The sequence below is a fragment of the Pseudomonas sp. HN2 genome (assembly GCF_020736465.1).
In the GTDB taxonomy this organism is placed as follows: Bacteria; Pseudomonadota; Gammaproteobacteria; order Pseudomonadales; family Pseudomonadaceae; genus Aquipseudomonas; species Aquipseudomonas moraviensis_A.
The window spans coordinates 605,107-619,234 of record NZ_CP085885.1 but is presented as its reverse complement, the minus strand read 5'-3'; the positions used below and the strand labels follow the sequence as shown (position 1 = coordinate 619,234).

Below are 14,128 nucleotides of genomic sequence, written 5' to 3'. Positions count from 1 at the left end.
GCCGATCGATGTTGCTTAAGCTGCTACCACGACAACGCGTACGGTGGCTTCAACTTCGGCGTGCAGGTGCACGGCCACGTCGAATTCACCCACGTTGCGGATGGTGCCGTTTGGCAGACGAACTTCGCTCTTCTGCACTTCAACGCCGGAAGCGGTCAGTGCGTCAGCGATGTCGTGAGTACCGATCGAACCGAACAGCTTGCCTTCGTCGCCAGCGGTGGCAGTGATGGTCACTTCCAGCTCGGCCAGTTGGGCAGCACGGCTTTCAGCCGATGCCTTACGGTCTGCGGCAGCTTTTTCCAGCTCGGCGCGACGCTCTTCGAACGCAGCCAGGTTGGCAGCGGTCGCAGCGGTAGCCTTGCCGAAAGGCAGCAGGTAGTTACGGCCGTAACCGGCCTTAACGTTTACTTTGTCGCCCAGGTTGCCCAGGTTGGCGATTTTTTCCAGAAGGATCAGTTGCATGTGAAAATCCTCTAACTTTTAACCTTCACCGTTCGCGCTGTCGGTGTCTTTCGACACGTGACGACCGCGAAAATCAATCAGGCTGTCGACAATGGCCAGAACCACGAGCAACGGATAGATCAGCTGCATGAACAACAGCAGCGTGACGTACAACCCCACCAGCCAGAAACCGGCCAGTCGCTTCTGCCCGACCAGCCCATGAATCAGGGCCAGCCCGGCGAACACCAGCGGTACACTGCACAACGGCGTCAACATGGCCATCTGTGCACCGAGATTCGGGCCCAGAAGCATCAACGCCAGCAGTAACATCGCCGGCCCCAGCGGGATGCGGATGGCGCGAAACTCGCGACCGAAACCACCCGGGTTGTACAACAACGCCTGCCAATGCCGCCCGACAATCAGGCTCAGCACGCTGACGATCTGCAACAAGGCCGCAATCAGTCCGGTCAGGACCGGTGCAATCAGGGACGCGAAACGCGCTTGCTCATCGACCGACAATTGCTTGTAGGTCTCACCGAGAAGCGCCGGCATGACCTTTATAAGGGCCTGTGCGAGCATCTCGATCTGGGCCGCAAACGCGACCCCGAGCACCACTGAAAACACCACTCCGATCACTACGCTGACCAGCAGCGTACGGACCCAGGATTCGCTTGCGCGCAAAACCAACGCAAGCACCGCAGACCCCAGCAGCACCAGAAGTGCCCGTGGGTCGTCGGCATACAGCCACCAGATCAAGGCTGGCAGCAGTCCCAGGGACAGAACGCCAAGGGCGTCCGCCAATCCGCGCCGCAGCAGCACAAGGCTCCCGGCGGCAGCACCCAACCAATACAACAACGGCAATGTTGCACATCCGGCCACCACGAGAGTGGCCTGCATTCGGCCTCGCATGATGAACTCAGCTAAGGCGCGCATGCATTCAATCCTTTGCTACTTGTCGACTGCCCGGTCTCAGCGGCCGTGGCTGTCGGTGTAGGCCAGCAGGGCCAGGAAGCGGGCGCGCTTGATAGCGGTGGCCAGCTGACGCTGATAACGAGCTTTGGTACCGGTGATGCGGCTTGGAACGATTTTGCCGGTCTCGGATACGTAGGCTTTCAGAGTGTTGAGATCTTTGTAATCGATCTCTTTCACGTCTTCAGCGGTGAAGCGGCAGAATTTACGACGACGGAAGAAACGTGCCATTTGATAGGCTCCTTAATAAGGTCCGTGGATTACTCGTCAGCGTTATCGCTGTTGTCGCTGTCATCACTGTCGGTGCCTTCGGCGCCTTCGTGCTCAGGACGGTCGCGACGCTCACGGCGCTCACTGCGGTTTTCTTCAGCCTTGAGCATCTCGGACTGGCCGGTAACGGCTTCGTCGCGACGGATGACCAGGTTACGGATCACTGCATCGTTGTAGCGGAAGTTGTCTTCCAGCTCGGCCAGGGCCTTGCCAGTGCACTCAACGTTCAGCATCACGTAGTGAGCCTTGTGAACATTGTTGATTGCGTAGGCCAGTTGACGACGGCCCCAGTCTTCCAGACGGTGGATTTTGCCGCCGTCTTCTTCGATCAGCTTGGTGTAACGCTCAACCATGCCGCCGACTTGCTCGCTCTGATCCGGGTGGACCAGAAAGATGATTTCGTAATGACGCATGAATGCTCCTTACGGGTTGTAGCCTGCCGCTCAAAAACGGTCAGACAAGGAGTGAATGACACTTATGGACTTGCTGGCGCGGGGCACATGCGTGCCTGCCGTCACAGCAAGGGGCGCAATTGTAGAGAAGGGACTGCGGGGGCGCAAGGCAATTGGTGAATATTTGAACAACCACCGATCTTCGCCTTGGCGCAAAGCAATGTAGGAGTGAGCCTGCTCGCGATGAGGGTGCAACATTCAACTTATGTGCTGAATGTAACTCCGCTATCGCGAGCAGGCTCACTCCTACAATTGATTGCGTGAAGCTTATTTTTTCGCGGCAGCCTTGGCCTTCGCCCCCCGCTGGCGCTGGGCCTCGAACAGGCACACGCCGGTGGCGACCGAGACGTTGAGGCTGCTGACGCTGCCGGCCATCGGCAGGTTTACCAGATAGTCGCAATGCTCACGGGTCAGGCGACGCATGCCTTTGCCTTCGGCGCCCATGATCAGGATGGTCGGGCCGGTCAGGTCCTGGTCATAAATGCTGACCTCGGCTTCACCGGCCGTGCCGACTACCCAGAGGCCGCGCTGCTGAAGCTTTTCCAGCGTGCGTGCCAGGTTGGTCACGGCCACCAATGGAATCACTTCCGCTGCGCCGCAGGCGACTTTACGCACAACCGGGGTCAGCGTGGCCGACTTGTCTTTCGGCACGATCACCGCCAGCGCCCCGGCCGCATCGGCCGAACGAAGGCAGGCGCCGAGGTTGTGCGGGTCGGTCACGCCGTCGAGTACCAGCAACAGCGGCGCGCCTTCAGTACGATCGAGCAACTCGTCGAGCATCGCCTCGCCCCAGACCTGGCTCGGACTGACTTCCGCGACCACACCCTGATGCACGCCCTCAACCCAGGCGTCCATTTCGCGACGCTCGGCCTGGCCGACCTGCACACGGTTTTCGTTGGCCAGTTCGACCAGCGTCTGCACGCGCGGATCGTTGCGGCTTTCCGCCAGCCAGATCTGCTTGACGCGTTTGGGGTGGTGACGCAGCAACGCTTCTACCGCGTGAACGCCGTAGATTTTTTCCAACTGACTCATGACTTCGCCTTCGGTTTACGCGCCCCGCCGCTTTTGGCTGGAGCGGAACCCGCTTTTGGCGGGCCCTTACGGTGTTTGCTCGGTTTGGCTGGCTTGCCGTCGGCCGCCCTGTCAGGCGCCGACCGCCCGGTCTTTCCCCCGGACGCCGCTTTACCACCGTTTTTCGCATCGGCCAGCAAGGCCTTCTTCAATTCACGGCTTTTGCGCAGCTCGGCGTTTTTCGCCACGGCATCGCTCGGGCGATAGGCTTCGGCAACCTTTTCCTTGGCCGGACGACGGCTGGCGGTTTTCGCTGGAGCCTTTTCTTCCGAAGCCTTGGCAGCAGGCGCAGCGGTCTCGGCGCCACGTTTCTTGCGACCGATCGGCGCGCTGATGGTTTTTTCCGCCATCTCGAAGTCGATCTTGCGTTCGTCGAGATCAACGCGCATGACCCGCACTTCAACGGTGTCGCCAAGACGGAAACTGCGACCGGTACGCTCGCCCGCCAAGCGGTGATGCACTGGATCGAAATGGTAGTAATCGCCCGGCAGCGCGGTGACGTGCACCAGACCTTCGACGTAGATGTCGGTCAATTCGACGAACAGGCCAAAACCGGTCACAGCGGTGATCACGCCCGGGAACGACTCGCCGACGCGATCCTTCATGAACTCGCACTTGAGCCAGTTCACCACGTCGCGGGTCGCTTCGTCGGCGCGGCGTTCGCTCATCGAGCACTGCTCGCCGAGTTGCTCCAGCGCCGCTTCGTCGTACGGATAGATGCGCGCCTTGGGAATGGTCATCGCACCGGCACGACGAACGTGCGGGGTGTCCTGTTTGGAATGGATCACGCTGCGGATCGCGCGGTGCGTGAGCAGGTCAGGGTAACGACGGATCGGCGAGGTGAAGTGGGTATAGGCTTCGTAATTCAGGCCGAAGTGACCGTCATTTTCAGCGCTGTACACCGCCTGGCTCAAGGAACGCAGCATCACGGTCTGGATCAAGTGGAAATCCGGACGATCCTTGATGCTCGCCAGCAGGGCCTGGTAATCCTTCGGCGACGGACCGTCCTTGCCCTTGTGCAGGGACAGGCCGAGCTCACCCAGGAAAGCGCGCAGCTTTTCCAGACGCTCTGGCGGCGGGCCGGCGTGAACGCGATACAACGCAGGAATTTCGTGCTTCTTGAGGAATTCGGCGGTGGCGACGTTGGCCGCCAGCATGCATTCCTCGATCAGCTTGTGCGCATCGTTGCGCACGGTCGGACGGATTTCGGCAATCTTGCGCTCGGAACCGAAGATGATCCGGGTTTCCTGGGTTTCGAAATCGATCGCGCCACGCACATGACGGGCAGCCAGCAATACTTTGTACAACGCGTAGAGCTGCTTGAGGTGCGGCACGACGTCGGTGTATTCGCCACGCAATTTGCGCGCTTCGGTAGCTTTCGGCGTTTCCAGCATCGCGCTGACCTTGTTGTAGGTCAGACGGGCGTGGGAATGGATCACTGCCTCATAAAAGCAGTAGTCGGTCATTTCGCCGGACTTGGAGATGGTCATCTCGCAGACCATGGCCAGACGATCGACCTGCGGGTTCAGCGAGCACAGGCCGTTGGACAGCTGTTCCGGCAGCATCGGGATCACGCGCTCGGGGAAATACACCGAGTTGCCGCGAACCTGAGCCTCGTTATCCAGCGCCGAGCCGATCTTCACGTAGCTGGAAACGTCGGCAATCGCCACGTACAACTTCCAGCCACCGGAGAACAGACGCAGCTTGCCCGGTTTGGCTTCGCAGTAGACCGCGTCGTCGAAGTCGCGGGCATCTTCGCCGTCAATGGTGACGAACGGCAGATGGCGCAGGTCGATGCGCTTCTCTTTGTCCTTCTCTTCGACTTCCGGCTTGAGCTTGCCGGCTTCCTTCAGAACGGCTTCAGGCCAGACGTGCGGAATGTCGTAAGTGCGCAGGGCAACATCGATTTCCATGCCCGGCGCCATGTAGTTGCCGACCACTTCGACCACATCGCCCTGAGGCTGGAAGCGCGGTGTTGGCCAGTGGGTGATCTTCACCTCGACGAACTGACCGATCTGCGCGTTGGCATTGCGGCCCGGGGTGACGAGCACTTCCTGCTGGATCTTCGGATTGTCGGCAACGACGAAACCGATGCCGCCTTCTTCGAAGTAGCGGCCGACGATCGTTTCATGAGCGCGGGATACCACTTCGACGATTACGCCTTCGCGGCGACCACGCCGGTCGAGCCCGGAAACCCGCGCCAGTGCGCGGTCACCGTCGAACACCAGGCGCATTTGCGCCGGGCTCATGAACAGGTCATCGCTGCCGTCGTCCGGCACCAGGAAGCCGAAGCCGTCACGGTGACCGCTGATGCGGCCGAGGATCAGGTCGAGCTTGTCCACCGGCGCGTAAGTGCCGCGGCGGGTGTAGATCAATTGAGCGTCGCGCTCCATAGCGCGCAAGCGGCGGCGCAGGGCCTCGATCTGGTCTTCTGTGGTCAGACCAAACTCTTCGACCAGTTGCTCGCGGGCAGCAGGCGAACCCCGATCGGCGAGGTGCGCCAGGATCAGTTCGCGGCTGGGAATAGGGTTTTCGTATTTTTCCGCTTCACGAGCGGCCTCGGGATCGAGGGACTGCCAATCGGCCATTAGAGAGTTTTCACCTTGTCTATATGCGGGTTAGTTTGGCATAGGCGCCGGGAAACGGGAAATTTCCGACTCTATAAGGCCTTACAAGGCCCTGTATCGACGCGCAGATACGCTTTTGAACGCCGCTGGTAAAAAAATTCAGTTTTTTCTGCAGCAGGGGTTTACAGTTAAAAAGACGCTCCGTATAGTGCGCGCCATCGACGACGCACAAGCGCTTTCGATGATGCCCAGGTGGTGAAATTGGTAGACACGCCAGCTTCAGGTGCTGGTGACCTTACGGTCGTGGAAGTTCGAGTCTTCTCCTGGGCACCAATTTCGAGTTTGAGACTAGATCAGTTTCAAGACTCACACAAAACCCGCGAAAGCGGGTTTTTTGCATTTGCGGGAAAGCTTTTGTTCACACTGATTTATTAAAACCAAATCAGGGGTTTACAGATCAAAAAGGCCTCCGTATAGTGCGCCACATCAACAGCGGCAACGCTTGCGATGATTGCCCAGATGGTGAAATTGGTAGACACGCCAGCTTCAGGTGCTGGTGACCTTACGGTCGTGGAAGTTCGAGTCTTCTTCTGGGCACCAATTCAAATCCAGGGTTCAGGCCTTGGATTTCCCAAAAACCCGCGAAAGCGGGTTTTTGCGTTTCTGGCTCCCTGAATTTCCGCAGGTCTATCCGATCCCCTTGTCCCGCACAAGGCGCACTTGAGAAACAATATCGTTTATCATTGTTGCAAGTTTTTGCAATGCGACAGTGAGGAACCCTGCGAATGACTTTTCGAAATACCCTGCGCCGAGGCCTGACCTTCACCCTCCTCGGCCTGGCGCTCGCCACTCCCCTCACCCAGGCTGCCGATGCGGTTTCCCTGACCCTCTACAACGGCCAGCACAAGGAAGTCGGCGATGCGATTGCCAAGGCTTTCGAGGCCAAGACTGGCATTCACGTCAACGTGCGCAAAGGCAGCAGCAATCAGCTCGCCAGCCAGATCATCGAAGAAGGCGATCGCTCCCCCGCCGACGTGATCTACACCGAAGAGTCGCCGCCGCTGAACAACCTCGGCGAACAGGGCCTGCTGGCCAAGGCCGATGACGCCACACTGGCGGTTCTGCCGGAAAAATATGTCGCCGCCAATGGCACCTGGATCGGTGTTACCGCCCGGGTGCGCGTGGTAGCGTTCAACCCGAAACTGATCGATGAAAAAGACCTGCCGAAATCGGTCATGGAGTTCTCCGAGCCACAATGGCAGGGCAAAGTCGGTTTCGTTCCGACCAGCGGCGCCTTCCAGGAGCAAGCCGTTGCGATCATCAAACTGCACGGTCGCGACGCTGCCGAAGAATGGCTGACCGGTCTGCGCGCGTTCGGCAAGACCTACAGCAACAACATGGTCGCGCTCAAAGCCGTGGAGAACGGCGAAGTCGCCACGGTGCTGGTGAACAATTATTACTGGTTCGCCCTGCAGCGCGAGAAAGGCAAGCTCGACTCCAAACTGCATTATTTCACCGGCGGCGACGCTGGCGGCTTGATCACCGTGTCCAGCGCTGCGGTTCTCAAATCCAGCAAACATCCAAAAGAAGCCCAGCAATTCCTCGCGTTCATGGCCAGCGAAGAAGGCCAGCGCGTGATCACCCAAACCACCGCCGAATACCCGCTGCACAAAGGCATGGAATCGGATCGCGGCCTCAAGCCATTCAGCGAACTGGAAGCGCCGAACGTTACTCCGGCGGATCTGGGCAATGCTGAAGAAGCCCTGGAGCTGGAACGCGAAGTTGGCCTGAACTGATGGCAGCATCGTTATCGGCCCCCGCCGCGCGCGGGGGTTATGTGCCAAGACGCAAACGGCCGTCGATCTGGCTGGTGCTGCCGGTTCTGCTACTGGTGGTATTGAGCCTGTTGCCCCTGGCCTACGTCGGAGTGAAAGCCTGGCAGGCCGGCTGGGCCGAGGCGTTGCACTTGTTGTGGCGCCCGTATGTGTTTGGCCTGTTGCGCAATACTTTGGCACTGATGATCGGCGTGACGATTACCTGCGGCGTGATCGGCCTGTCACTGGCATGGCTGCTGGAACGCAGCAATCTGCCGGGTCGACGCCTGTGGGGCGTGATCCTGTGCCTGCCGTTCGCGGTGCCGGCGTTTGTCAGCAGCTTCACCTGGGTGTCGCTGAGTGCGCAGTTCGAAGGCCTCGGCGGCGCGATTCTGGTGATGAGCCTGTCGAAGTACCCGCTGATCTTTCTGCCAGTCGCGGCGACCCTGCGCAATCTCGATCCCTCTCTCGAAGAGTCCGCTCGCACGCTGGGGCAGAATCGCTGGGGCGTGTTTTTCCGCGTCACCCTGCCGCTGCTGTGGCCATCGCTGCTGGCCGGCTCGTTGCTGATTGCCCTGCACATGCTGGTGGAGTTCGGCGCGCTGTCGATCATCGGCCTGCAGACGTTTACCACGGCGATCTACCAGCAATTCGAACTGGAATTCAGCAACGCCAATGCCGCGATGCTTTCTGCGGTGTTGCTGGCGCTGTGTCTGCTCTTGTTGTGGCTGGAGTTGCGCGTGCGCGGCAAGGGCCGGCATGTGCGCACCGGCCAGGGCGCAGCCCGACAGGCCGAACAAGTAAAGCTTGGGCCGTGGGCTGCGCTCGGTCAGTTGTATTGCCTGTTGCTGGCGATCATCGGCAGCGGCATTCCGTTGGGAATGTTGGCGTACTGGCTGGCGGTCGGTTCGTCAGCAGCGTTCCCGGTAGCAGCGATCAGCGAGGCGTTATTGTCGTCGCTGGCATTGTCACTGGGCGGCGCGGCATTGTGCCTGGTGCTGGCGGTTCCGGTCGGACTGCTGGTGGTGCGCTATAAAGGCCAATTGGCAATCTGGGCCGAACGCTTGCCTTATCTGCTGCACGCGCTGCCGGGACTGGTGATTGCGTTGACGCTGGTGTATTTCGCCCTGCATTACGTGCCGGCGCTGTATCAGACGTCGGGCTTGTTGCTGATCGCCTATGCGCTGCTGTTCCTGCCACTGGCGCAAGCGCCGATCCGTACCGCGCTGAACAAGGCTGCACCGCAGCTGGAAGAAGCAGCGCGTACGCTGGGCGCGTCGTCGTTCACGGCGTTTTGCCGGGTGACCCTGCCGATCATTTTCCCGGCACTGGGCGCGGCGTTTGCGCTGGTGTTTCTCGATGCGATGAAGGAATTGACGGCGACGTTGCTGCTCAGTCCGACTGGACTGAATACGCTGGCGACAGAGGTCTGGGCGCACACGGCGAATGTCGAGTTTGCGGCAGCGGCGCCGTATGCGGCGTTGTTGATTCTGGTTTCCGGACTGCCGGTATATCTGCTAACGACGCGGATGTATTTGAGCCACTGAAACAGCTATCGCGAGCAGGCTCACTCCTACAGGGGAACGTATTCCAAATGTAGGAGTGAGCCTGCTCGCGATGCGGCCAGCCCAGCCAACATCAAGCGCGGAACTGCCCCAGGCTGGCTTTCAACTGCGCCGCCAGACCATCCAGCACCTTGCCACTGGCCGTGGTTTCCACCACTGCCTGCGCCGCTTTTTCGGCCTGTGCATGGATCGTCTCGACACGCCCCCGCACTGCCTGCGCGCCCTGCGCCTGATGCGCTGCCGCTTGCGTCGCCAGACCGATCGCCGCATGCACCTGCTCAACCGAAGCCTGCACCGACTGCTGCAACCGCGCACTGTCGCGCAATACCAGCAAACCTTCGCTGGCCTGCCGTCCGGCCTGGCCAATCGCTTCGACCGCTTCACGCGCGCCCTGCTGCAGAGCGACGATGTGCGCCTGAATATCGCCGGTGGAGCTTTGCGTCTTGCTCGCCAGGGCACGCACTTCATCCGCCACCACGGCAAACCCACGCCCGGTTTCACCGGCCCGCGCCGCCTCGATCGCAGCGTTCAATGCCAGTAGGTTGGTCTGTTCGGCGATGCCGTGAATCACCGTCAGCACCACCTCAATCTGCTCGCTCTGCTGCGCCAGCCGCTCGATGACCTTCGCTCCGGTATCGACCTGCCCTGCCAGTGCCTCAATCAGGCTGCCGACTTTGGCGGAAGTACGAGTGTTCTCATCAGTGGCCTGGCGAATGTCGACAACCTGCTTCAGCGCCGCCTGCATCGCCTGACTTTCCGACTGCGCCTCGTCGGCCATTTGCGACAGAGCGCGCAGGCTTTCTGCGACCTCATCGCGCTGCATCCCGGCAGCCGCATCGGCGCCGGCATTGCGCAAGGTCATCGCACCGATTTCCACGCCGGTGCGCTGAGCGACGTCGCCCGCCTCGCGCACGATCGGCTGCAACTTGTCGACGAAGCGATTGACCGCCGACGCCATGTCGCCAATCTCATCCTTGCTGTTGATCTGCACACGCTTGGTGAGATCGCCCTCGCCTGCCGCCAGATCATCCATCGCCGCGTTGAGCATTTTCAGGCGATTGACCACCCGATGACCCAGCACCACCGCCAGCAACAGCAGCACGCCGCAACCGACCAGTGCCAGGCCGAGGCCGATGCGCCAGCGTAATGTCGCAGCCGCCTCTTGAACGGTCTGTGCGGTGTTGGCTTTCATTTCGCCAGCGGTGCCCTGTGCCGATTGCAGGCGTGCCTGCATGGCCTTGGCGCTGTCCGCGGCTGCGCCTTTGAGGCTGTCGCCGACCAGTTGATCGCTGCTGGCAATCAGCGCAAGGAAACGCTTGTCGAGCTCGGCCAGATCGGTTTCCACCGACGCCGTGGAAACCCCCATCAGCACCTTGCCGATTTCCACGCCGTTGGGATTGATCGAGGCTTCGAGGTAGTAAACCGAAGGATCGTTTTTCGCCGCATCCAGCACTTTATCCAGCGCACGCTCGCCCTGGCCTTTTTCCAGCAAGGCCTTGTTGATCGGGTTTTCGCGATTGAGATAACGAGTCAGATGTTGGCCGGTGGCGTCGTCGTACACCACGAACAGCACGTTGGGGTTGCGCTGGGCACGGCGGGCGAACTCCGACAGCGTCGGTACGTCGCTGTCCCACATGGCACGCGGCGCTACGGATGCAAGCAACTGCGCCATGTCGTTGGCCGAATCCTTGAGATCCTTTTCCAAAGTTGCGCGCAGTTGCGCCTGCTCTTCTTTGAGGCGCGCCGACAGGCCCGCCGTGAGGCGCTGACGAGTACTGGCTGACAGCGCATCGAGACTCGAAGTGACTTCACGTCCGGCCTGCTCCAGCTCACTGGAGAGCTTCTGACTGTCGGCACCCAGGCGCACGGCCAGATCGGCTTCCAGCGCCGTGACCGTGCTCCGCGTCAGGGCGACTGCGACCAGCACCTGCACCAAAAGGGCGATACCAAGGGTAACGAACACCGGCCGCAACAAACGGCTTTGTAACAGTGAGAGAACGGCTGACACTTTAAATCCCTCTACTTCTGACGCCATTAATTTGATGGCACTCTTGTAGACAGATTCACAGCAAAGGTCATGCCGTCCAACAGGCATAAACGACAAAGGCCCCGATTAAGGGGCCTTTGTTTTTCGCATCAACGACTTATCAGGCAAACGGATGACGCAGGACGATGGTTTCGTTGCGGTCCGGACCCGTCGAAATAATGTCGATCGGCGCGCCGATCAACTCTTCAACGCGTTTGATGTAAGCGCGAGCATTGGCCGGCAGCTCTTCCAGGGTCTTGGCACCCACGGTCGATTCGCTCCAGCCCGGCACTTCTTCGTACACAGGCTGCAGGCCTACGTAGCTGTCCGCATCGGTCGGGGCAACGGCATTGCCTTCGGCATCCTTGTAGCCGACGCAGATGTTGATGGTTTCCAGACCGTCGAGCACATCCAGCTTGGTCAGGCAGATGCCCGAGATACTGTTCACATCGATAGCGCGACGCAGGATAACGGCGTCGAACCAGCCGCAACGACGAGCACGGCCGGTGGTAGCGCCGAACTCGTGACCTTGCTTGGCCAGGTGCGCGCCGACGTCATCGAACAGCTCGGTCGGGAACGGGCCGGAACCGACGCGAGTGGTGTAAGCCTTGGTGATGCCCAGGATGTAGTCGAGGAACATCGGACCAACGCCCGAACCGGTCGCTACGCCACCAGCGGTGGTGTTGGAACTGGTCACGTACGGGTAGGTGCCGTGGTCGATGTCGAGCAACGAACCTTGCGCGCCTTCGAACATGATGTCCTTGCCGGCACGACGCAGGTCGTGCAGCTCGGCGGTCACGTCGAGCATCAGCGGCTTGAGCAGCTCAGCGTATTCCTTGCACTCGGCCAGGGTCTTTTCGAACTCGATGGCTGGCTCTTTGTAGTAACCGACCAGCATGAAGTTGTGGTAGTCCACCAGTTCACGCAGCTTGTCTTCGAAACGTGGCATGTTCAGCAGGTCGCCGACACGCAGGCCACGACGGGCAACTTTATCTTCGTAAGCCGGGCCGATGCCGCGACCGGTGGTACCGATCTTCAGCTCGCCACGGGCCTTTTCACGGGCCTGGTCCAGCGCGACGTGGAAGGACAGGATCAGCGGGCAGGACGGGCTGATACGCAGGCGCTCGCGCACCGGTACGCCTTTCTCTTCCAGCTTGGTGATCTCGCGCAGCAGGGCGTCAGGTGCAACCACCACGCCGTTGCCGATCAGGCATTGCACGCCTTCGCGCAGCACGCCCGACGGAATCAGGTGCAAAACGGTTTTCTCGCCGTCGATCACCAGCGTGTGACCCGCGTTGTGGCCACCCTGGTAGCGCACTACGGCGGCAGCATGTTCGGTCAGCAGATCAACGATCTTGCCTTTGCCCTCATCACCCCACTGGGTGCCCAGGACTACGACATTCTTACCCATAACACTTGTCCTCATTCGCGCAAACTTGGTGCCGGCGATGGCCGGCAGGAAAACTCAAGAAGCCAGTGGCGATACTTGCCAAAGCCCGTTCTGCTGAATCAATTGCCGGTCGCAGTCCGCATCACGGGCGGCGGCCAAAGGTTGTCCAGGCAACGCCTGAACGACACGCTGACCCTCACTGCGCAACTGGCAAACCTGCTGCCAGAGTGCCGCATCCGTACTGTCAGGCATCCAGATACCGCCAGACGGTAGCTCGATCTCAGCACGCCCCAGGGTCACCAGGGTTTTCAAATCGGTAGAGAAACCAGTCGCCGGACGCGCGCGACCGAAGTCGGCGCCGATGTCATCGTAACGACCGCCCTGAGCGATGGACTGACCAACGCCCGGCACGAACACCGCGAACACCACACCGGTGTGGTAGTGATAGCCGCGCAATTCGCCGAGGTCGAAATACAACGGCAACTGCGGGAAGCGCACGGAAAGCCGCTCGGCGATCGCCAGCAGATCTTCCAGCGCCGCCAGAACCGGCGCCGGCGCATTGGCCAGACGCTCGCGCGCAGCATTCAACACTTCACGGCCGCCACACAGATCAACCAAGGCGCGCAGCATGCCCGACAGATCGGCCGGCAGACCTTCGGTCAGGGTAATCACTTCATCGATGGCCTTGCGCTGCAGGGCATCGAACAACTGCTGCTCGACTTCACCGGATAGACCGGCGGCGCGCGCCAGACCACGGTAGATGCCGACATGCCCGAGGTCCATGTGCACATCCGGCACATCGGCCAGTTGCAGCATGGCCAGCATCAGGCTGATGACTTCGACGTCGCTGCTCGGGCTGGCATCGCCGTACAACTCGGCGCCCAGCTGGATCGGGCTGCGCGAGGACGACAATGCACGGGGCTGGGCGTGCAGGACGCTGCCGGCGTAGCACAGACGGCTCGGACCCTCGCGACGCAGGGTGTGCGCATCGATACGCGCGACCTGTGGCGTGATGTCGGCGCGGAAACCCATCTGCCGGCCCGATTGCGGGTCGATGACCTTGAAGGTACGCAGATCCAGGTCCTGGCCCGCGCCGGTCAGCAGGGATTCCAGGTACTCGATATGGGGAGTCACGACAAACTCGTAACCCCAGCTCTGGAACAGATCCAACACCTGACGACGCGCGACTTCAATGCGCGCCGCCTCCGGTGGCAGTACTTCTTCGATGCCATCTGGCAGCAGCCAGCGGTCTACCGTTGCCATTACGCCATTCCCCTTTGATCCGGGCGGCCAGCACGAGGGCGAGCCTTGAGTGAAGCAGAAAATGACCGGGGCGTTCAAAACGCACGCGCATGAACGACGCAGCGAAAGGCCTGTTACCGGCTTCGCCCATCACTTTCCTCGAAAAACGCTCGGGCCGTTCAACCCGATGCCTGCAACAAAAACAGCAATCAAACATGCAGACGCAAAAAAGCCGGGAATTTCCCGGCTGCCGCATCATACACACGTTTTCCGAAAGGATCACCCCGCCCGAGGTTTTAGCCGCCGGGCGGAATGATTCAG

The 14,128-nt window shown here is 60.5% G+C and carries 12 protein-coding genes and 2 tRNA genes; 5 read left to right on the top strand and 9 right to left on the bottom strand.

Annotated features, from left to right (window positions below):
* Positions 1-15: 15 nt before the first annotated feature.
* The 6 genes from rplI to rnr all read right to left on the bottom strand — a co-directional run bounded on the left by rplI (position 16) and on the right by rnr (position 5,791).
* Positions 16-462: a 50S ribosomal protein L9 gene (gene rplI, locus LIS66_RS02645; RefSeq protein ID WP_003221136.1), complete on the bottom strand. Its 447-nt coding sequence runs from the start codon at positions 460-462 to the stop codon at positions 16-18.
* A gap of 18 nt (positions 463-480) precedes the next feature.
* Entirely contained in the window at positions 481-1,374 is an 894-nt protein-coding gene (locus LIS66_RS02640) for a hypothetical protein (RefSeq protein WP_042608968.1), read from the bottom strand.
* 36 nt (positions 1,375-1,410) lie between these two features.
* Positions 1,411-1,641: a 30S ribosomal protein S18 gene (gene rpsR / locus LIS66_RS02635; protein WP_002551829.1), complete on the bottom strand. Its 231-nt coding sequence runs from the start codon at positions 1,639-1,641 to the stop codon at positions 1,411-1,413.
* A gap of 29 nt (positions 1,642-1,670) precedes the next feature.
* Complete coding sequence (gene rpsF, locus LIS66_RS02630; protein ID WP_016771938.1) at positions 1,671-2,093, bottom strand: 30S ribosomal protein S6; 423 nt, start codon at positions 2,091-2,093, stop codon at positions 1,671-1,673.
* Between the two features lie 306 nt (positions 2,094-2,399).
* Positions 2,400-3,164 carry a 23S rRNA (guanosine(2251)-2'-O)-methyltransferase RlmB gene (gene rlmB / locus LIS66_RS02625; RefSeq protein WP_024011372.1) on the bottom strand — a complete coding sequence of 255 codons (765 nt, stop codon included), beginning with the start codon at positions 3,162-3,164 and terminating at the stop codon, positions 2,400-2,402.
* Positions 3,161-5,791, bottom strand: coding sequence for a ribonuclease R (gene rnr / locus LIS66_RS02620; protein ID WP_227973562.1), 2,631 nt, complete (start codon positions 5,789-5,791; stop codon positions 3,161-3,163). Before rnr ends, rlmB begins: the two co-directional genes overlap by 4 nt.
* Positions 5,792-6,016: 225 nt before the next feature.
* Between rnr and LIS66_RS02615 the strand changes: the two genes are divergently transcribed.
* The 4 genes from LIS66_RS02615 (at position 6,017) to LIS66_RS02600 (ending at position 9,131) form a co-directional block, all read left to right on the top strand.
* Positions 6,017-6,103 (top strand) — tRNA-Leu (locus LIS66_RS02615).
* A gap of 180 nt (positions 6,104-6,283) precedes the next feature.
* Positions 6,284-6,370 (top strand) — tRNA-Leu (locus LIS66_RS02610).
* A gap of 185 nt (positions 6,371-6,555) precedes the next feature.
* Positions 6,556-7,566: an extracellular solute-binding protein gene (locus LIS66_RS02605; RefSeq protein WP_016771941.1), complete on the top strand. Its 1,011-nt coding sequence runs from the start codon at positions 6,556-6,558 to the stop codon at positions 7,564-7,566.
* Positions 7,566-9,131, top strand: coding sequence for an ABC transporter permease (locus tag LIS66_RS02600; RefSeq protein ID WP_042607809.1), 1,566 nt, complete (start codon positions 7,566-7,568; stop codon positions 9,129-9,131). The genes LIS66_RS02605 and LIS66_RS02600 overlap by 1 nt, the downstream gene beginning before the upstream one ends.
* 91 nt (positions 9,132-9,222) lie before the next feature.
* Here LIS66_RS02600 and LIS66_RS02595 read toward each other — a convergent pair whose 3' ends face one another.
* The 3 genes from LIS66_RS02595 to LIS66_RS02585 all read right to left on the bottom strand — a co-directional run bounded on the left by LIS66_RS02595 (position 9,223) and on the right by LIS66_RS02585 (position 13,828).
* Positions 9,223-11,157, bottom strand: coding sequence for a methyl-accepting chemotaxis protein (locus LIS66_RS02595; RefSeq protein WP_042607808.1), 1,935 nt, complete (start codon positions 11,155-11,157; stop codon positions 9,223-9,225).
* 139 nt (positions 11,158-11,296) lie between these two features.
* Complete coding sequence (locus tag LIS66_RS02590) at positions 11,297-12,586, bottom strand: adenylosuccinate synthase (RefSeq protein ID WP_042607807.1); 1,290 nt, start codon at positions 12,584-12,586, stop codon at positions 11,297-11,299.
* A gap of 54 nt (positions 12,587-12,640) precedes the next feature.
* Positions 12,641-13,828 carry an ATP phosphoribosyltransferase regulatory subunit gene (locus LIS66_RS02585; RefSeq protein ID WP_042607806.1) on the bottom strand — a complete coding sequence of 396 codons (1,188 nt, stop codon included), beginning with the start codon at positions 13,826-13,828 and terminating at the stop codon, positions 12,641-12,643.
* 49 nt (positions 13,829-13,877) lie between these two features.
* On the opposite strand from LIS66_RS02585, the gene LIS66_RS02580 reads away from it, so the two are divergent.
* Positions 13,878-14,123 carry a hypothetical protein gene (locus LIS66_RS02580; RefSeq protein ID WP_227973561.1) on the top strand — a complete coding sequence of 82 codons (246 nt, stop codon included), beginning with the start codon at positions 13,878-13,880 and terminating at the stop codon, positions 14,121-14,123.
* The last annotated feature ends 5 nt before the right edge of the window (positions 14,124-14,128 follow it).

What these genes read in the sequence shown, in the direction of transcription:
- rplI (WP_003221136.1), bottom strand. Translation starts at nt 462, where the DNA reads ATGCAACTGATCCTTCTGGAAAAAATCGCCAACCTGGGCAACCTGGGC.
- LIS66_RS02640 (WP_042608968.1), bottom strand. Translation starts at nt 1,374, where the DNA reads ATGCGCGCCTTAGCTGAGTTCATCATGCGAGGCCGAATGCAGGCCACT.
- rpsR (WP_002551829.1), bottom strand. Translation starts at nt 1,641, where the DNA reads ATGGCACGTTTCTTCCGTCGTCGTAAATTCTGCCGCTTCACCGCTGAA.
- rpsF (WP_016771938.1), bottom strand. Translation starts at nt 2,093, where the DNA reads ATGCGTCATTACGAAATCATCTTTCTGGTCCACCCGGATCAGAGCGAG.
- rlmB (WP_024011372.1), bottom strand. Translation starts at nt 3,164, where the DNA reads ATGAGTCAGTTGGAAAAAATCTACGGCGTTCACGCGGTAGAAGCGTTG.
- rnr (WP_227973562.1), bottom strand. Translation starts at nt 5,791, where the DNA reads ATGGCCGATTGGCAGTCCCTCGATCCCGAGGCCGCTCGTGAAGCGGAA.
- LIS66_RS02605 (WP_016771941.1), top strand. Translation starts at nt 6,556, where the DNA reads ATGACTTTTCGAAATACCCTGCGCCGAGGCCTGACCTTCACCCTCCTC.
- LIS66_RS02600 (WP_042607809.1), top strand. Translation starts at nt 7,566, where the DNA reads ATGGCAGCATCGTTATCGGCCCCCGCCGCGCGCGGGGGTTATGTGCCA.
- LIS66_RS02590 (WP_042607807.1), bottom strand. Translation starts at nt 12,586, where the DNA reads ATGGGTAAGAATGTCGTAGTCCTGGGCACCCAGTGGGGTGATGAGGGC.
- LIS66_RS02585 (WP_042607806.1), bottom strand. Translation starts at nt 13,828, where the DNA reads ATGGCAACGGTAGACCGCTGGCTGCTGCCAGATGGCATCGAAGAAGTA.